23 protein-coding genes are annotated in these 17,932 nt (G+C 43.3%); 15 read left to right on the top strand and 8 right to left on the bottom strand.

Going from position 1 to position 17,932, the window contains the following annotated elements; all coding sequences use genetic code 11:
- Window positions 1–7: 7 nt before the first annotated feature.
- From K0625_RS23125 to K0625_RS23115, 3 genes are all read left to right on the top strand, one after another.
- The gene (locus K0625_RS23125; protein WP_220111760.1) at window positions 8–367 is read left to right on the top strand and encodes a rhodanese-like domain-containing protein; all 360 of its coding nucleotides are present in this window, start codon (window positions 8–10) and stop codon (window positions 365–367) included.
- A 24-nt stretch (window positions 368–391) separates the two neighbouring features.
- A complete protein-coding gene (locus K0625_RS23120) occupies window positions 392–1,303 on the top strand; it encodes a precorrin-2 dehydrogenase/sirohydrochlorin ferrochelatase family protein (protein ID WP_220111759.1) in 912 nt (303 codons plus the stop codon).
- A gap of 130 nt (window positions 1,304–1,433) precedes the next feature.
- Complete coding sequence (locus K0625_RS23115) at window positions 1,434–1,973, top strand: YaeQ family protein (RefSeq protein ID WP_220111758.1); 540 nt, start codon at window positions 1,434–1,436, stop codon at window positions 1,971–1,973.
- Between the two features lie 74 nt (window positions 1,974–2,047).
- Here K0625_RS23115 and K0625_RS23110 read toward each other — a convergent pair whose 3' ends face one another.
- From K0625_RS23110 to K0625_RS23100, 3 genes are all read right to left on the bottom strand, one after another.
- Window positions 2,048–3,484: a carbon starvation CstA family protein gene (locus K0625_RS23110; protein ID WP_220111757.1), complete on the bottom strand. Its 1,437-nt coding sequence runs from the start codon at window positions 3,482–3,484 to the stop codon at window positions 2,048–2,050.
- A gap of 154 nt (window positions 3,485–3,638) precedes the next feature.
- Window positions 3,639–4,349, bottom strand: a complete 711-nt coding sequence (gene btsR, locus K0625_RS23105) for a two-component system response regulator BtsR (RefSeq protein ID WP_220111756.1) — start codon at window positions 4,347–4,349, stop codon at window positions 3,639–3,641.
- A complete protein-coding gene (locus K0625_RS23100) occupies window positions 4,346–6,022 on the bottom strand; it encodes a sensor histidine kinase (RefSeq protein WP_220111755.1) in 1,677 nt (558 codons plus the stop codon). Before K0625_RS23100 ends, btsR begins: the two co-directional genes overlap by 4 nt.
- Before the next feature lie 157 nt (window positions 6,023–6,179).
- Here K0625_RS23100 and K0625_RS23095 point away from each other — a divergent pair, with 157 nt between their 5' ends.
- Window positions 6,180–6,422: a YecH family metal-binding protein gene (locus K0625_RS23095; RefSeq protein ID WP_220111754.1), complete on the top strand. Its 243-nt coding sequence runs from the start codon at window positions 6,180–6,182 to the stop codon at window positions 6,420–6,422.
- A gap of 43 nt (window positions 6,423–6,465) precedes the next feature.
- On the opposite strand, the gene K0625_RS23090 is transcribed toward K0625_RS23095, so the two are convergent.
- From K0625_RS23090 to suhB, 5 genes are all read right to left on the bottom strand, one after another.
- Window positions 6,466–6,813 (bottom strand): replication protein RepA, encoded by a 348-nt coding sequence (locus tag K0625_RS23090; RefSeq protein WP_220111753.1) that lies wholly within the window; start codon window positions 6,811–6,813, stop codon window positions 6,466–6,468.
- Window positions 6,800–7,468: an AAA family ATPase gene (locus tag K0625_RS23085; protein WP_220111752.1), complete on the bottom strand. Its 669-nt coding sequence runs from the start codon at window positions 7,466–7,468 to the stop codon at window positions 6,800–6,802. Before K0625_RS23085 ends, K0625_RS23090 begins: the two co-directional genes overlap by 14 nt.
- A 105-nt stretch (window positions 7,469–7,573) precedes the next feature.
- A complete protein-coding gene (locus K0625_RS23080; protein ID WP_220111751.1) occupies window positions 7,574–7,870 on the bottom strand; it encodes a PilZ domain-containing protein in 297 nt (98 codons plus the stop codon).
- Between the two features lie 155 nt (window positions 7,871–8,025).
- Window positions 8,026–8,424: a phosphate-starvation-inducible protein PsiE gene (locus K0625_RS23075; protein ID WP_220111750.1), complete on the bottom strand. Its 399-nt coding sequence runs from the start codon at window positions 8,422–8,424 to the stop codon at window positions 8,026–8,028.
- Window positions 8,425–8,623: 199 nt separating this feature from the next.
- The gene (gene suhB / locus K0625_RS23070; RefSeq protein ID WP_041417566.1) at window positions 8,624–9,427 is read right to left on the bottom strand and encodes an inositol-1-monophosphatase; all 804 of its coding nucleotides are present in this window, start codon (window positions 9,425–9,427) and stop codon (window positions 8,624–8,626) included.
- Between the two features lie 204 nt (window positions 9,428–9,631).
- On the opposite strand from suhB, the gene trmJ reads away from it, so the two are divergent.
- From trmJ to ndk, 11 genes are all read left to right on the top strand, one after another.
- Window positions 9,632–10,396: a tRNA (cytosine(32)/uridine(32)-2'-O)-methyltransferase TrmJ gene (gene trmJ, locus K0625_RS23065; RefSeq protein ID WP_220111749.1), complete on the top strand. Its 765-nt coding sequence runs from the start codon at window positions 9,632–9,634 to the stop codon at window positions 10,394–10,396.
- 13 nt (window positions 10,397–10,409) lie between these two features.
- Window positions 10,410–11,231 (top strand): serine O-acetyltransferase, encoded by an 822-nt coding sequence (cysE, locus tag K0625_RS23060; protein ID WP_220111748.1) that lies wholly within the window; start codon window positions 10,410–10,412, stop codon window positions 11,229–11,231.
- 217 nt (window positions 11,232–11,448) lie between these two features.
- A complete protein-coding gene (iscR, locus tag K0625_RS23055; protein WP_012324405.1) occupies window positions 11,449–11,910 on the top strand; it encodes a Fe-S cluster assembly transcriptional regulator IscR in 462 nt (153 codons plus the stop codon).
- A 75-nt stretch (window positions 11,911–11,985) separates the two neighbouring features.
- Complete coding sequence (locus K0625_RS23050; RefSeq protein WP_220111747.1) at window positions 11,986–13,200, top strand: IscS subfamily cysteine desulfurase; 1,215 nt, start codon at window positions 11,986–11,988, stop codon at window positions 13,198–13,200.
- A 45-nt stretch (window positions 13,201–13,245) separates the two neighbouring features.
- Entirely contained in the window at window positions 13,246–13,629 is a 384-nt protein-coding gene (iscU, locus tag K0625_RS23045; protein WP_012324407.1) for a Fe-S cluster assembly scaffold IscU, read from the top strand.
- 14 nt (window positions 13,630–13,643) lie between these two features.
- Window positions 13,644–13,967, top strand: coding sequence for an iron-sulfur cluster assembly protein IscA (iscA, locus tag K0625_RS23040; protein ID WP_012324408.1), 324 nt, complete (start codon window positions 13,644–13,646; stop codon window positions 13,965–13,967).
- Between the two features lie 11 nt (window positions 13,968–13,978).
- Window positions 13,979–14,503: a co-chaperone HscB gene (gene hscB / locus K0625_RS23035; RefSeq protein WP_220111746.1), complete on the top strand. Its 525-nt coding sequence runs from the start codon at window positions 13,979–13,981 to the stop codon at window positions 14,501–14,503.
- A 78-nt stretch (window positions 14,504–14,581) separates the two neighbouring features.
- Window positions 14,582–16,444 carry a Fe-S protein assembly chaperone HscA gene (gene hscA, locus K0625_RS23030; protein ID WP_220111745.1) on the top strand — a complete coding sequence of 621 codons (1,863 nt, stop codon included), beginning with the start codon at window positions 14,582–14,584 and terminating at the stop codon, window positions 16,442–16,444.
- A gap of 23 nt (window positions 16,445–16,467) precedes the next feature.
- Window positions 16,468–16,806, top strand: a complete 339-nt coding sequence (gene fdx, locus K0625_RS23025; RefSeq protein WP_220111744.1) for an ISC system 2Fe-2S type ferredoxin — start codon at window positions 16,468–16,470, stop codon at window positions 16,804–16,806.
- Window positions 16,807–16,914: 108 nt separating this feature from the next.
- On the top strand, window positions 16,915–17,112 hold the full coding sequence (iscX, locus tag K0625_RS23020; RefSeq protein WP_220111743.1) for a Fe-S cluster assembly protein IscX: 198 nt from the start codon (window positions 16,915–16,917) through the stop codon (window positions 17,110–17,112).
- 218 nt (window positions 17,113–17,330) lie between these two features.
- Window positions 17,331–17,762 carry a nucleoside-diphosphate kinase gene (gene ndk, locus K0625_RS23015; protein ID WP_012324413.1) on the top strand — a complete coding sequence of 144 codons (432 nt, stop codon included), beginning with the start codon at window positions 17,331–17,333 and terminating at the stop codon, window positions 17,760–17,762.
- The last annotated feature ends 170 nt before the right edge of the window (window positions 17,763–17,932 follow it).

Here is a 17,932-nt window from a genome sequence, read left to right as displayed (position 1 = left end):
TTTTCCTGTGCAGCACAATCCTGCTTTTTTAGCTTTGGTTGAGAGCATTTTGCCTCAAATCATGGAAATGTCGGTTGATGAGTATCAAAACAGTTCTGGTTGGCAACTTATCGATGTTAGAGAAGATCATGAATGGTTGAAAGGTCACCTTCCTAAAGCCCATCACTTAGGACGTGGGATAATAGAGCGTGATATTGAGACGCGTTTTCCTGATAAAACGACGCCTATTTTGCTCTATTGTGGTGGCGGTTACCGCTCGGCTTTAGCTGCTATGAATCTACAGTTGATGGGGTATAGCAAGGTGGGGTCCCTGACTGGTGGTTATAAAGCTTGGTTAGAGCGTCAGCTTCCAATAGTGCAAGCTTGATAGACAGGTTAGGAGTTTTTTAGGATGCAGTACTTTCCCCTATTTGTTGATACCACAAAGCTAAATGTTTTACTCATTGGCGCCGGTGAAGTAGCGAGTCGTAAACTTGAGCTGCTGGGGAGAACAGAAGCGCACATTAAGGTTATTGCTATCGAAACTTCTGATGAGGTTCAAAGTTATGCCGATAAAAAACGCATTACTCTTATCCAGCGAGCTGTGGTTGAGGAGGATATTGCCGATGTGGATATTATCTATTTAGCGACGGCTAATGAGGCATTGAATGGTCACTTGGCTGATTTAGCTACAGCTCGGGGGATCTGGGTCAATGTCGTTGATAGTCCTGAACTTTGTCGTTTCATTACACCATCAATTGTTGATAGAGGCCGGTTACAAATCGCGATTAGCACAGCTGGTGCAGCACCTGTATTTGCCAGAGAGCTTCGCTCTCGGATAGAGTCATGGTTACCGCACTCTCTTGCTGATCTATTTGACTTTGTGGCTGAGCATCGCAAAGAGGTGCAGGATAGGTTACCTGAGTTTAAGGCGCGTAAACTTTTCTGGGAGCATTTCTTTCGCTCAAATGGCGATAGGTTTGATGATAAAACTCAGCAGCGGTATGAGGATTCATTTCAGGGGCTGACCGCACAGGGTGAGATCCTGTTAATTGACGATTGTACACCGATTGTAATGCTTCCTATCGCTGCAATGCCGTTAATGCAAAGATTAGATCATATTTTTACCGATATTGAATTACCTTTTACGCTGAATGAATTGGTTAGGCGAGATGCGACCAGAGAAAACTTAGTGGCGATTAGTGAGTTAACTCATCGATTAGAGAAGGGCAAACGTAGTCTTGTCTTTGCTGATAGAGATAAGATCTCACAGCTTAAGGCACATTTTCCAATGGCTAAGCACCTGAAAGCAGGCTCTCTTTAGGCTCATTGTCGTTAGCTTTTTGATATTGGCCCTCATAGCGAAGGCCAATATTACTTCTTCCTTTCTCGAAGCTATACTTAAACTACTTTTAAGGTACACTAGCGTCAATTATCTAAAGACAAAAGTAGTTATGGCACCTAAAGCAACGGTTTATAAAGTAAATTTACAGATAGCTGATATTGACCGCGGCTATTACCAAGATCATCATTTGACCTTAGCTCAACACCCTTCAGAAACTGACTCACGGATGATGCTGCGTTTACTTGCATTCGCCATGAATGCCAGTGATACGCTTGAGTTCAGCAAGGGACTCTGTGTTGAAGATGAGCCAGAGTTATGGGAAAAGACACTGGTTGGTGATATTGAACTTTGGATTGAGTTTGGCCAAAGTGATGAGAAGTGGTTACGTAAAGCCAGTGGTCGAGCTAAGCAAGTTCAGCTATTTGCTTATGGTGGACGTAGTGTTCCCATATGGTGGCAACAGAATGAGCAAGCCTTCTCCCGTTATAAAAATCTTAAAGTATGGAATATCCCTGAGAGTGCGGTGAAAGAGATGGGCGAGCTAGTAAGCCGGAGTATGTCGCTTCAATATAATATTAGCGAAGGGCAAATCTGGGTATCGAATGATGACGGCAGTGTATTAGTTGAGCCTGAGCTTTTAAAAGAGTAGAAGCGGCACTAAATCGTGAATAAGAAAGCCAGTCGAGTGACTGGCTTTTTATTGGTGGAAGTTAATGTTTAAGGTTATGCCTCTTCAATGATCCCCTCATCACCTTTGCCTTTTGTTTTAATGATGATAAGTGCTGAGATAATGGCTGTCGAAACAAGGCCTGCAATGGTGGAAATTGTGATAGGTAAGCCAGCGCCTAAGGTTTCAGAGCTTAGTAGGAAGCTTATCACCACTGTCGTCATAAACATGGCTGGAATGGTGCAGATCCAATGTAGTTTGTTATGACGTAATAAATATGCAGATGCAGTCCACAACATCATGACGGCTGTTGTTTGGTTCGCAACACCAAAGTAGCGCCAGATAACTCCAAAGTCGACTTGAGTCAAAATTGCGCCCATCACGAATAGTGGGATTGCAAGTAGTAGACGCTTAGGCAGAGCCGTTTGTGGCATATTAAAGAACTCAGAGAGAATTAAGCGTGCTGAGCGGAAGGCCGTATCTCCTGAGGTGATTGGCAGAATAATCACGCCTAAGATAGCCATAAAGCCACCTACTGCACCGAGAAGGCCAGTTGATGCTTCGTATACAACGTTAGCTGGGTTACCACCCATGCCGTCGCTGAGTCCCTGTACACCACCAAAGAATGAAAGGGCAATAGCACACCAGATCAGGGCGATAACACCTTCACCAATCATGGCGCCAAAGAATACAAAGCGGCCATTTGATTCATTCTCAACGCATCGCGCCATCAAAGGAGACTGTGTCGCATGGAAACCTGATACAGCGCCACATGCGATAGTGATAAAGAGTGCTGGCCACAGTGGCATATCGTTAGGATTTAAGTTAGTTAGGAAGTCTTTTGCTTCAAATCCAGGCAGGAGTGTGTGCTCGCTCGACACTACGATTGCAATTGTTAGTCCGACTGACATAAACAGCAGTAAGGCACCGAAGAATGGGTACAATCTGCCTATGATCTTGTCGACCGGAACAATGGTCGCAATGAGGTAGTAAGTAAAAATAATGCCAACGAAGATTGAGACATCCCAACCTGTTAACTTACCAAGCAAACCTGCAGGTGCTGAAATAAATACCACACCAACAAGTAGCAGTAAGATGATGGCAAATACATTCATAAAGTGCTTTGCACCTTTACCTAAGTATTTACCCGCTAAGTTTGGTACCGATTGACCGTTGTTGCGTACCGATAGCATACCGGAGAAGTAATCATGGACTGCACCAGCAAAAATACAACCAAATACTATCCATAACATAGCTGCTGGGCCATAAAGCGCACCCAATATTGGGCCAAAGATTGGACCCACACCCGCGATATTGAGCAGCTGGATTAAGTAGACTTTGCCTTTTGACATCGGGACGAAGTCAACACCATCGGTTTTGGTGAATGCAGGTGTTTGGCGTTGGGTATTGATCCCAAATACTTTCTCGACAAACTTACCGTAGATAAAGTATCCGCCAATCAATAGGCCGACACACATTAGAAACCACATCATAATTCAATCTCCGATTTTCAGTTGCGGCGATTGTAAAGATTTGTTGTGATAAGATCTGAGTAAAAGAGGTCAGTGGTCGTTTTGGCTAAGTAAGCGGTTTTATGCTTGAGCTAAGTGGTAGTGCATCTTTGACTACCACTTAGGTGTATTTAGATTATTGAAAGCCAAAAAGCTGTTTAAGCGGTTTTAGATAGCGTCTTGATACCGGCACCTTAGCACCAGATAGGGTGATCACCTCGGCGCCACTCTCCTGTACCTCTATCTCAGAGACTGCGTCAGGTTTTATAAGGTATTGTCTATGGCACCTTACAAGCGATGTTTTCTCCTCCAGCACTTTCAGGGTTAAGTGAGTGTGTACCAACTCTTTACTGGTTGCGATATGGATACCACTAAGATCGCTAAAAATATATTCAATATCACTTAACGGCAATACTTTTAATCTTGTGCCCGTATAACAGGGAAGGTGAGTGAGTGTTTTGGGAGCCAATACTTCGACAGGCTTAGGGCTGAGATCTTTTCTTATTCGATTGAGAGTTTGCGATAGTCTATCTTCATCAATAGGCTTTAAAAGATAATCAAACGCGTGATTGTCGAAAGCCTTAATAGCATATTCATCGAAGGCGGTGACAAATACCACATAGGGCATAGTGTCTGGGTCTAACATGCCTATCAGTTCCATGCCTGTTATCTTCGGCATCTGGATATCGAGAAAAAGCAGCTGAGGTTTATGTTTTGAGAGCATCTGCAGTGCCTCAATGGCATTACTGCATTGCCCGATGATTTCGATATCTTGATGTTCACTAAGTAGGTCAAATAACTCTTCACGAGCGAAAAGTTCATCATCAACTATCATTGAGGTGATCACAGCGTGCCTCCAGAGTAGGGTAATTGAATACTCACTTTAGTGTAACTCTCCGGCTTAGATTCAACCTTAAGGCCATATTCAGAGCCAAACTGGTTTTGAAGCCGTTTATGTACCAGATTCATTCCTAGCCCCTCTGAATTCTCTTTTAGCTGATATAGGCCTGCATTATCGGTAACCTCTAACAGTAACAGCTCATCAGTAATGCTGGCGGTGACTTGGATGATCCCTTTATCTAACATGTGTGATGTACCATGTTTGACTGCGTTTTCAATAATAGGTTGCAGAGTAAAAGCAGGCAGCCGGTAATGGCGAAGTGATTCATCAATATGAATATTCACCTCTAATTTATCGATAAAGCGGGCTTTCTCTATAGTTAAATAGGACTCGATATGTTCCAGTTCATCTTCAAGTGTCACTAAGCCTGTGGTGCGCTTTAAATTTATTCGCAGAAACTGAGCCAGCTGCTGAATAAGCTTTCTTGCCTTGAGTGGATCTATTTTTATAATCGCGGCTATCGTATTTAGCGCGTTAAACAGAAAGTGTGGGTTCACCTGAGCTTGCAGCAATTTTAGCTCTGCCTGAGTTAACAGGTTTTGCTGCTGCTCGAATCGACCAAACAGGATTTGGTTGGATAGTAATCGTCCAATACCTTCGCCTAACGTGCGATTAATATTGAGAAAAAGCTTATTTTTAGGCTCATAGAGCTTAATGGTACCTATGACTTGAGTCTCACTGCGAAGTGGAATAACTAAGCTTGAGCCTAAACCACATTGGGAAGAGATAGAGCAGGCATAAGCAACATCGACCCCATCGGCAAACATGACACAGTTGTTATCTATGGCATCTTGAGTGATTTGAGATGAGATTGGGGTACCTGGAATGTGGTGATCTGCGCCAGCACCAATAAATGCTAGCAGCTTTTCGGTATCTGTGATCGCAACGGCTCCAACATTGGTCTCCTCAAGTATAATTTTAGCGACTTTAGCACTGCTTTTTTGATCGAACCCCTTGGAGAGTACACCGACACTGCGTTCAGCAATTTTGAGTGCTTTGGTTGAAAAGACTGATGACATCTTATCGAACATGGTTTTTTGATCCCGAACCATGCTCATAAAGAGGGCTGCCCCGATCGAGTTAACCAGCAGCATAGGTAGGGCTATCTGTTTAACCAGAGACCAAGCATCTCCGAAGGGCTGAGCTACGAGCAATATGACGCCCATCTGCAACATCTCGGCAGAAAAAGTCACTAAACACACCAATAAAGGGGCGTAGATAAGCTCACTTTTCCCCTGTTTTCTGAGGTATAAACTGATAATTCCTGCAGATAACCCCTCGAGCGTGGTGGAGATCGCACAGGCAAGATCGGTAAACCCCCCCATACTGTATCTGTGTAGCCCACCAGTTAATCCAACTAAAAAGCCAGTAACTGGGCCACCAAGTAAGCCGCCGAGTACGGCTCCCATAGCGCGGGTATTGGCGAGTGCATCATTGGTGTGTTCACCAAAATAGGTCGCCAAAACACAGAAACTTGAAAAGGTGAGATAGATAAATATCTTATGGGGGAGGCGAGTGGCGGCCTCAGAAAAAAACTGAAACAGTGGTGTTTTGCTGACCAGATACACCATTACCAGATACAAGCTCATCTGCTGGGTTAAGAGTAAGATTAATGACATCGATAACGATCCCTGAACGCGATTGTGACATTTTGCCAGAGCGACGGCAAATAACAAAATAGTGAGACGAGTTAATCGTTATTTTGCGGTGGTGATCAAAGCCTGTGGGAGTTAAAAACGCTACCCTTATTTGGAACATAAAATATTGGAGAATTAAATGGCTCAATCAATACATGGTCATCAGGTAATGGAGTTGATGTTGACACTTAATAAAGCCATCAGCAAAGAGGAGTTAAAGCTGTTAATGCAGGGACAATTTGGTGCTTCAGCTAAGTATCATACTTGCTCTGCCTGTGAGATGAGTGCTGATGAATTGATCACACTGTTAGAGAGAAAAGGTAAATTTATCATTTCTGAACAAGGAGTTGAAACAGCAAGAGATAAGATTTGCAATCACTAGTTGAGAATTGAATTAGCGATGTAACTAGATGGAGTTTAGGGAGTTAATCTTCACCTTTGCCAATTATTTGCTCTTGCTCCACATCACAGCGGTCAAAAAAATCATGAATTAAGATCCTAATCAAACGAGATTTTGCTATTTTTGACTGAGTGGCGAGATCATCTAAGACTGTGATGGCATCCTCTGTTAGCGAGAAGGTGGCATGTTTGAATATTTTAGTTGAATGTTTATCTAGGCCGTTGCTCTGTGCTTGCACTAGTTTCTTTCTGTTACGGCTGACGGCACTTGGTTTGCCGAATGCATAGCTATTGGCATCTTCAATGAAGTCATCGACAGAGATACAATCTTGATGTGACTTTTTCTTTCGTCTTTTGAGATCAGTTAAGCTCATAACTATTCTCTGGTTCTATTGCAAAAATCTCATCGGCGATAGCCACTATCTCCATCGCAGCTTTACCTTCAGGCTCTATCTCCATCACTGATGCTCCTTGCTCTTCACTGTCATCGTAGATGTTTCTACTAAAGGTGACTGAGTTCAACACTCTTAAACCAAAGGATTGAACAACCTCTTTTGCTTCGAGGATTCGTTTATATTGACTGGGGAGCGATGGGCATTGAGTCATAATGATTGTGGCGACCATCTTAGGGTTGACCATTTTACAGGTACTAAGCATATCTTCCATATGGGGAAGGGTCTTAAGATCTCGGCGTTTAGGCCTTAAGGGAAGTATGACGTATGTGGCAACCGACATCGCGGCACGCATAGCAAGGTTATCTTGACCTCCACAATCGACAATAACGTAATCGAATCGCTCATCTTGGCTAAGCAGGTCGTTACGAATTTTGCCATAGAGTTGAATGCAGTTGATGGTAGGGAGTTCAGGATCTTCATTACGTGCTTGGATCCAATCGGAGGTTGTTCGCTGAGGATCGCAATCCACCATTAGGACATTTGCTTGAAATTTTCGCGTAATATGGACGGCCACATTTTGGGCTAAACAGCTTTTACCTGCTCCTCCTTTCTCACCACCCACGAGAATTATCATATAAGCATCTCCATCTTATTTTCCATTATTATCCCAAGGTTATTAAGTAGGAATAAGTATAGAACAGTCTATTTGATGCTGCTGAAAACTCGTGAGAAATTGATATTAGTAGGTGGGGACAAGCTGTACTGCAGTATGAAAAAAACCTCCCATACTTTTGCAACGACAAACCTGACCTTTAACTGTGTGCCTTTTATCGTTGTCCGGATTAAATGAAATTTCGATGAGCTCGCCTAACTTAAAACTATTTTTATGTTCGAAGAGAACTCCATGTCTGGCTAAGTCTACACAGGTTGCATCAGTCGACTGTAACTGATTATCTGCACCTTGCCAGCTTATCTCTATTTTATCGGATTCCATATCAAGCCTGAGTGAGTGGCGGCGATTTTCGCTCTCTTCCATGTAAACGTTCCTTTAATTGAGCTTAAGATAGTTTATATAAAAGTAGCATGCTTCTTGAGCTAAAAACAAAAAATAATGGTCAGAGTTAGGAAGAGAAGTGACTCAGCCCCGTAGGGCTGAGTGAGGTGTACGATGATGCCTTATATTGATTGCTATTAATCTTTAATCTTAGGGTAGGGAAGCTTAAGTTGGCCCCAGCGAATAATGATAACCGTTGAAGCCAGGATTAAGGTTGAAACTGCGATGGCAATAATTCGCCAGTCACTCATCGCTTTCATATCTAAGATTAAGTAACGCGCCAACGCAACAATGGCAATATAGAGTGGCATTCGAACAGGCAGCTTGCCAGATTCTATGTAGTTAGCCACCATGGCGAGTACTTCGAGGTAAATAAATAGCAGTAGTAGATCGGCAAGGGCGACACTGCCAACGTCGAAGATATGAAATACCTCCTGCCCAATTGCAACAACTGTAGCTAACGCAATGATAATCAATACGAAGTGCTCAACAGCTTTTAAACCTTTTGAACTATATTGTTTATATATTGATCTCATAAGAACCTCTGAACAATTTTTTTCAATGGTACCAAGATTCAAAGTCCATGTTTATTTATCTCTGTGATGACTTTCACAATAATAGGAATCATTAGACAAGACTTGGTTAGATTAAAAAGAGGAGTAAAAGAAAGGCACAAAAAAGCCATCTATAAAGATGGCTTTTCTATGACACTATTTACATCTGTATTGTTGTCAATTAACGCTTAAGTGCTTCACTTAATAGTGGACGTGCTGTTTTAACAATGGCAGAGGTCACTTTAGGGGCACCAGCGATGATGTTGCCAGAATTCATATACTCATGGTTGCCAGTGAAATCGGTAACGGTACCGCCAGCTTCACGTACTAATAGGTCGCCTGCTGCGATATCCCAAGGCTTAAGACCAATTTCGAAGAAACCATCAACACGACCTGCAGCTACATAAGCAAGATCAAGCGCGGCAGAGCCTGCACGGCGAACGTCGGCGCATTGAGTGAATAGTTCACCAAAGATCTTCATGTAAGTTTCGGTGTGCTGCTTAGCTTTAAATGGGAAGCCTGTAGCGATAATGGTTTCGTTAAGCTCATTATGCTTAGAAACGCGCATACGGAAATCGTTAAACTTTGCACCTTTACCACGAGTAGCTGTAAACAGCTCATCACGGATAGGATCATATACGACGGCAACTTCTGTTTTACCCTTATGTTGAAGAGCGATAGAAACTGCGAAGTGAGGAATGCCTCTAACAAAGTTGTTAGTGCCATCCAGAGGGTCAATAATCCAGACGAACTCTTTGTTTTCGCCTTTGTTCTCACCATTCTCTTCACCAACAATAGTGTGATCAGGGTAAGATTTACGGATCTGATAAGTAATGGCAGCTTCTGCTTCTTTGTCTACGTTTGTAACGTAGTCATTGATACCTTTGGCTGTTACTTCGATCTTATCGAGTTCAGCGAAGGCACGTATAATCGTTTGGCCGGCAGCGCGGGCAGCGCGCACAGCAATAGTCTGCATCGGATGCATTACAATCCCCTGGATGTTAAAGAACAGATATAAATAATCGGGGCGCATTATACCTAAAGCCAACTCAAAAGCAAGCTTAGCAGCATGGATCTCGTTAGATGTTTGATAAGTGATTATATGAAATACTGATTTAAGTATTAAAGTTTCATGGCCTGCTGTGATAACATTCTTTTCTGTGTTCCGTCATCAAAATTAAGTAGTTTCATGCTAAGCAATATTCGCGTCGTTCTCGTTGGTACATCTCATCCAGGTAACATAGGTTCCACCGCTCGTGCAATGAAAACCATGGGCCTCTCCACACTTTATTTAGCTGAGCCAAGAGTTGAGCCAGATGGTCACTCTGTGGCCTTGGCTGCTGGTGCATCAGATATTCTTAAACATGCCGTTACGGTTGATAGTGTTGCCGAGGCGATTGCTGATTGCAGTTTAGTGATAGCGACCAGCGCAAGAAGTCGCACATTAGACTGGCCTATGTTAGAGCCAAGAGAAGCGGGAGAAAAACTCGTATCCTCTGCATTAACCGGTCCTGTCGCTATCGTATTCGGGCGTGAAAATAATGGCCTGACAAATGAAGAGTTACAGAAGTGTAACTACCATGTCGCGATTCCTGCCAACCCTGAATATACCTCATTAAACCTGGCCCAAGCTGTGCAGATCATCTGTTATGAAGCGCGTGTGGCTCACTTAGCTCAGGTGCAACGTGATTTTGAAAATGCCAAGCCTGCCGATTATGTTGAGCCGGAAAATGAGTATCCATTTGCAAGTGAACGTGAGAATTTTTTCACTCACCTTGAAAAGACGTTACTCAATACTGGCTTTATTGTTAAACAACATCCAGGACAAGTGATGACCAAGCTGCGTCGACTCTTTAGTCGGGCAAGACTTGAAAAGCAAGAGATGAATATTCTTCGTGGCATGCTGACTTCTATCGATAAGAAAGTGGCGATAAAAGATAAGAGCGAAACATAAGGAGTCGGTCACAATGGGAGTGATAGCCAGAATTAAAGATGATATAGCCTCAATCTATCATCGTGATCCCGCAGCTCACGGTACTTTAGAGATATTATTGAATTACCCTGGCATGCAAGCTATTTGGATCCATAGAGTGAGCCATAAACTTTGGCTTAGTCGATGGCGACTTCTCTCTCGTTGTTTATCTACTTTTTCCCGTTGGTTAACGGGGGTTGAAATTCACCCTGGTGCACGTATTGGTGATCGCTTTTTTATCGATCATGGTATGGGAGTGGTGATTGGCGAGACTGCCGAAATTGGCGATGACTGTACTCTCTATCACGGTGTGACACTTGGTGGCACAACTTGGCAGTCGGGTAAGCGCCATCCAACGTTAGGGAATAATGTTGTGATTGGTGCTGGAGCACAGGTTCTCGGTCCTATTACTATGCATGACGGTGCTAGAGTTGGCTCTAACTCGGTCGTGGTTAAAGATGTTCCTAAAGACACCACGGTCGTTGGGATCCCCGGCAGGGTGGTTGCAACGCCGAGTGATGTCACTAAAGAGCAGACGAAAAGACGCAGCGAAATGGCGAAGAAATATGGCTTCGATGCTTACGCAGTTTCACCGGATAATCCAGATCCCGTCGCTAATGCGATTGGGCAGATGCTGGATCATATGCACTTAATGGATTCAAAGGTTCAGGAGGTCTGTCAGGCAGTTCAATCCATGGGAGGTTCAGTGTGTACAGATAAACTTCCTGAACTTGAAGTGGATGAGTTTAGTGATGCTGAACATGCTGCTGCGCAGAAGAGAAAGAAAGCAATTGATGAGTTTGATCCCATAATCTGAGATTTCGTGAGTATTATGATAAAGATTCATTGAAAAAATTGAGTAAAACAGGTTAAATACCCCACCAAACTCGAGGGGTATTTTTGTTTAATGGCGAAAAAGCCATTTAGCTCAAATGCCAAGCTTAATACTTGACTAAACTACTAGGTTTAATACTTGACTAAAATACTCAGGTATGTTTGAATTCACTTAAGCATTTTTGGGAGCTGTAGTCGCTATGAAACTTACATCAAAAGGTCGGTATGCTGTTACAGCCATGTTAGATGTTGCTATGCATTCAACCGCTGGACCTGTTCCGTTGGCCGATATTTCTGAACGTCAGGGGATATCACTTTCTTACCTCGAACAACTTTTCGCAAAACTCAGAAAGCAAGGATTGGTTTCTAGTGTCAGAGGACCAGGCGGTGGCTACCGTTTAGGTGCTGATGCAGGAGAGATATCTGTTGGTATGGTGGTACGTGCAGTCGATGAGTCTGTCGATGCTACCCGTTGCCAAGGACAAGGAAACTGTCAAAGCGGAACTCGCTGTCTTACCCATTCACTTTGGGGAGATCTGAGTAAGCAGATTTCTGATTTTTTAAATGGTATTAGTCTTGCGGGTTTAATGACGAAACGAGATGTACAATTTATCTCTATAAAACAAGATGAAATACAACAGGAACAAAGAGTAACACTATAAGTTAACTTTGTTATTTTATAATTTTTTTTGTACTTTGTTCGACCTTACTCAAGGTTACGCTGTACGGAGTGTGTAATGAAGCTTCCTATCTACTTAGATTACGCTGCGACTACGCCGGTTGATCCCCGTGTTGCAGAAAAAATGATGCAGTGCATGACTATGGACGGCATCTTTGGTAACCCGGCATCCCGTTCTCACCGTTATGGTTGGCAAGCTGAAGAAGCTGTCGATATTGCCCGTAACCAAGTTGCTGATCTAATTAATGCCGATCCTCGTGAGATCGTATTTACATCCGGTGCTACTGAGTCTGACAACCTAGCGATTAAAGGTGTGGCTCACTTTTACCAGAAGAAAGGCAAGCACATCATTACCAGTAAGACAGAGCACAAAGCGGTACTCGATACTTGTCGCCAACTTGAGCGCGAAGGTTTTGAGGTGACTTACCTTGCACCAGAAGCTAACGGTCTTATTCCATTGGCTACTATTGAAGCTGCAATGCGTGAAGACACTGTTCTAGTTAGCATCATGCACGTAAACAATGAGATTGGCGTGATCCATGACATTAATGCCATTGGTGAACTTTGCCGTAGCAAGAAGATTATCTTCCATGTCGATGCTGCGCAAAGTGCAGGCAAGTTACCGCTTGATGTCCAGGAAACCAAAGTCGATCTACTTTCTATTTCAGCTCACAAAATGTACGGACCTAAAGGGATTGGTGCACTGTATGTTCGCCGTAAGCCACGTATTCGTCTAGAGGCGGCTATGCATGGTGGTGGACACGAGCGTGGTATGCGTAGTGGTACGTTAGCGACTCACCAAATTGTTGGTATGGGTGAAGCTGCTGCAATCGCAAAAGCTGATATGGAATCAGATAATGCACGTATTGCTGGGCTACGTGACCGTCTTTGGAACGGTGTTAAAGGCATCGAAGAGACCTATATTAACGGTGATGTTGAACAACGTTACTGTGGCAGTCTCAATGTCAGCTTCAATTTTGTTGAAGGTGAGTCATTGATGATGGCCCTGAAAGATCTGGCTGTTTCATCGGGTTCTGCTTGTACTTCCGCAAGCTTGGAACCAAGTTATGTACTTCGTGCACTAGGCTTAAATGATGAGATGGCACATAGCTCAATTCGATTCTCAATTGGTCGTTTCACGACTGAAGAAGAGATCGACCACGCAATTGAAACAATTAATAAATCTATTGATAGTTTGCGGGATATGTCTCCACTTTGGGAGATGTTTAAAGATGGTGTTGACCTTGAACAGGTTCAGTGGGCTCACCATTAATCCAATATTAAACAATAACTAATCAATAGAATTTGGAGTAGTATCATGGCTTATAGCGAAAAAGTACTCGATCACTATGAGAATCCACGTAACGTAGGTTCTTTCGATAAAAATGATCCGTCAGTTGTGACAGGTATGGTGGGGGCACCAGCTTGTGGTGACGTAATGAAGCTTCAACTTAGAATTGATGCTGATGGCGTGATTGAAGATGCCAAGTTCAAAACTTACGGTTGTGGCAGCGCGATAGCTTCTAGCTCACTTGTGACCGAGTGGGTTAAAGGTAAGACGATTGAAGAAGCGGCTGCGATTAAAAATACTGATATTGCTGAAGAGCTTGCACTACCTCCTGTGAAGATCCATTGCTCAATTTTGGCCGAAGATGCAATTAAAGCGGCGATTGATGATTATAAGTCAAAGCAAGATAAGTAATTTCCGGAGTTAAGATGGCTATTTCAATGACTCCTGCGGCTGCCGAACGCGTTAAAAGCTTTCTGGACAGCCGCGGCAAGGGAATTGGTTTACGATTAGGGCTCAAAACATCAGGGTGTTCAGGGATGGCTTACATCATTGAGTTTGTTGATGATTTGAACGCTGATGATGAAGTGTATGAGATCGATGGTGTTAAAATTATTATCGATGCGAAAAGCTTTATCTACCTTCAGGGGATCGAGTTAGACTTCGTCAAAGAAGGGCTCAATGAAGGTTTCCAGTTTAACAATCCCAACGCTAAAGGGGAGTGCGGCTGTGGTGAAAGTTTCACAGTCTAAAGAATTAAACCATGAACTATTTTGAGCTGTTTAGTTTTACCCCTACCTACCAAATCGACACCGCCTTACTTGCAGAGCGCTATCGCGAACTGCAAAGGGCGGTACATCCCGATAAGTTCGCTAATGCCAGTGAGCAAGATAAGCGCATCGCAGTACAGCGTACTGCACAAGTCAATGATGGTTTTTCGACGTTAAAGGATCCGATATTGAGAGCTGAACATATGCTTTCATTGAATGGGATCGATCTAAAACATGAGTCGACAACGGTCAAAGATACGCACTTTTTGATGCAGCAGATGGAGTGGCGTGAATCACTTGAAGATATCTCTGATAGCAGTGATCCTGATGCGGTTATCTCAGATCTCCATGAGTCGTTTAGTGATTATGCAAAACAGATTGCTGAAGATCTGAGTGGATTACTCTCGAGCACCAATGAAGCTGAGTTACTTCAAGCTGCTGAACTTATCCGTAAGCTTAAATTTATGGCAAAATTGCAGATTGAGTTAGAACGTATCGAAGATGCCTTGTTTGAGTAAGCTTACATTGTCACAATATTAATCGTCTTTTAATTGATTAGCTTTTTTCTCTTTTGCTAATTTTTAGGTTGGAATCTTATGGCCCTATTGCAGATCGCTGAGCCCGGACAGAGTGCCGCTCCCCATCAACATCGTCTGGCGGTTGGTATTGATTTAGGTACCACAAACTCGTTAGTTGCGGCTGTTCGCAGTGGCGTCGCAAACACGCTGCCAGATGACAAGTCCCATCACTCATTACCTTCGGTGGTTCGATACACCCAAGAGGGCGTAGAGGTTGGATTGGATGCCGAAGTTAACTCAGCGAAAGATCCACAAAATACCATTATTTCAGTTAAGCGTTTTATGGGACGCAGCTTGAATGATATTCGCTCTGGGGTACAAGATTTACCCTATCAACTAGAAACCAGTGAAAACGGTCTACCTGTGTTCGTAACTAAGCAGGGCAAAGTCAACCCGATACAGGTTTCTGCTGAAATTTTAAAACCTTTAGTTTCACGTGCTGAAAAAACCTTAGGTGGCGAGTTAGAAGGCGTTGTTATCACGGTTCCTGCGTATTTCGATGACGCACAGCGCCAAGGTACTAAAGATGCTGCAGGCTTACTTGGCGTGAAAGTGCTGAGATTACTTAATGAGCCTACTGCAGCTGCAATCGCTTATGGACTTGATTCTGGACAAGAGGGCGTTATTGCCATCTATGATCTTGGTGGCGGAACTTTTGATATCTCAATATTACGTTTGCATAAAGGGGTGTTTGAAGTATTAGCCACTGGCGGTGATTCAGCTTTAGGTGGTGATGATTTTGATCATCTTCTATTTCAGCACCTATTGAATGAGTGGCAGCTAGCATCACCCTCTGCAACCTTAAGTCGTCGCCTTCTGATTGAGTCTCGACGGGTGAAGGAGGCACTTACTGATAATGTTCAAGTAACAGCCTCTATTAAACTGGATGATGGTGCTGAGTTAACTCATGATGTCACTAAAGACATATTTGACAATTTAATCAGTAGCTTAGTTAAGAAAACAGTTAGCAGCTGTCGTCGAGCCTTGCGTGATGCAGGTGTCACTACTGATGAAGTATTAGAAACCGTGATGGTGGGTGGTTCTACCCGCGTACCACTTGTGCGCGAGCTGGTGGAGAAATTTTTTGGTAAAGAGCCATTAACCTCCATTGATCCTGACAGAGTCGTCGCCATCGGCGCAGCGATTCAAGCTGATATTTTAGTTGGCAATAAGCCTGAGTCAGATCTTCTGCTTCTCGATGTGCTGCCTTTATCATTGGGTATAGAAACCATGGGCGGGTTAGTCGAGAAGATTGTATCGCGCAATACGACGATTCCTGTTGCTAAGGCCCAGGAGTTCACCACATTTAAAGATGGCCAAACAGCAATGGCATTCCACGTGGTTCAAGGTGAGCGAGAGCTGGTTGATGACTGCCGCTCTTTGGCAAGGTTTACACTTAAGGGGATCCCCCCTTTAGCTGCTGGCGCTGCACATATACGTGTGACTTTTCAGGTTGACGCTGATGGGTTGTTAAGTGTCACAGCTATGGAGAAATCGACGGGAGTACAGTCTAGCATTCAAGTTAAGCCTTCTTTTGGGTTAACTGATGAAGAGATTGGTACCATGCTCAAAGACTCTATGGCGAATGCGAAAGAAGATATCACTAGGCGTATGCTGGCAGAGCAAAAAGTGGAAGCTGCAAGGGTATTAGAGACCTTATCAGCTGCTTTGCAAAAAGATGCCGTGCTTTTGACAGAGAGTGAACGCAGCGATATTGAGCAAGCCATGGCTAACTTGTCGCAGATCAGCAGCCAAGATGATGCAGATGCAATAGAGAAAGCGATCGAAGCTTTAGATGCTAGTACGCAAGATTTTGCGGCTAAGCGTATGGATAATTCAATCAAGTTGGCATTGAAGGGCCAATCAGTTGATAGTATTTAACGGGTAATCAATAGGTAAATAAGATGCCACAAATAGTATTTCTACCCCATGAAGAGTTATGTCCCGACGGTGCAGTGGTTGAAGCGGCTGAAGGTGAGACAGTGTTAGATGTTGCTTTACGTAATGGCATTCATATTGAGCATGCTTGTGAGAAATCTTGTGCATGCACAACATGCCATGTGATCATCAGAGAAGGCTTCGACGAGCTTGAAGAGAGCGATGAGCTTGAAGATGACATGTTAGACAAGGCATGGGGTTTAGAGCCGGAAAGTAGACTTTCGTGTCAATCAAAAGTGCCGAGTAGCGATCTTGTGGTTGATATTCCTAAATACACTATCAATATGGTGAGTGAAGGCCACTAAGCCTAGCTTCTTAGGCATGAAACAATTAAAAGGTCAGCTAAATAGCTGGCCTTTTTTATAGGCCTTCTATAATTTGTTGGTATTCACGGAGATAATAGGAGCTTTATTATGTCACTTAAATGGATTGATTCGCTCGATATTGCGATAGAGTTGCTTGAAAAGTTTCCAGAGGTTGACCCTGCGTCTGTTCGCTTTACCGATCTTTATGAATGGGTATTAGCGCTAGATGCGTTTGATGACGACCCTAACCATTGTAATGAAAGAGTACTTGAAGCGATACAAGCTTGTTGGATAAGTGAAATATAGCGTAGCCTATATCTGTCATATGTATTAAGATAGTTAGGTGGATAATTTTTAACGACTTTTTATCCACCACGTCAACCCTCTGTGATCTTCATCACTCTGCAATCTTTAGTTCTTAGAGCGCGATCTCATTCTCTTGCTTTTAAAGGTAGGATTTTGTCTCGAAATTTCGTATAATCCGCGCGAATTCAAAAACCTGTTTATAAAAAAGGAAGCTTTTCATGGCTATCGAACGTACTTTTTCTATCATTAAGCCTGATGCTGTTGCAAAAAATAACATCGGCGCTATCTATAACCGTTTTGAAACTGCTGGCCTGAAAATCATCGCATCTAAAATGGTTCACCTAAGCAAAGAGCAAGCTGAAGGTTTCTATGCTGAGCACAGTGAGCGTCCTTTCTTTGGTGCACTTGTTGCATTTATGACTTCTGGTCCTATCATGGTTCAAACGCTTGAAGGCGAGAATGCTGTTCTAGCTCACCGTGATATCTTAGGCGCTACTAACCCAGCTGAAGCTGCTCCTGGCACTATCCGTGCTGACTTCGCTGAGAGCATTGATGAGAATGCTGCACACGGTTCTGATTCTGTTGCTTCTGCTGAGCGTGAAGTTGCTTACTTCTTCAGTGCTGAAGAGCTTTGCCCACGTACTCGTTAATTTTCGAATATAACGTGTAATTTGATAAAAGGAGCCCTCAGGCTCCTTTTTTGTTTTCAGCCCTAAACCACCTACTTCAGTAGGTGGTTATCATCAATTAGGCTTTGCCTGAATATCTACTCATGTTAATTGAACTCTAACTTTTAGCGAAGTAATAGAGGATAAAAAAC

The organism is Shewanella nanhaiensis, assembly GCF_019457885.1.
Taxonomy (GTDB): domain Bacteria; phylum Pseudomonadota; class Gammaproteobacteria; order Enterobacterales; family Shewanellaceae; genus Shewanella; species Shewanella nanhaiensis.
This window is presented reverse-complemented; position numbering and strand designations above follow the sequence as displayed.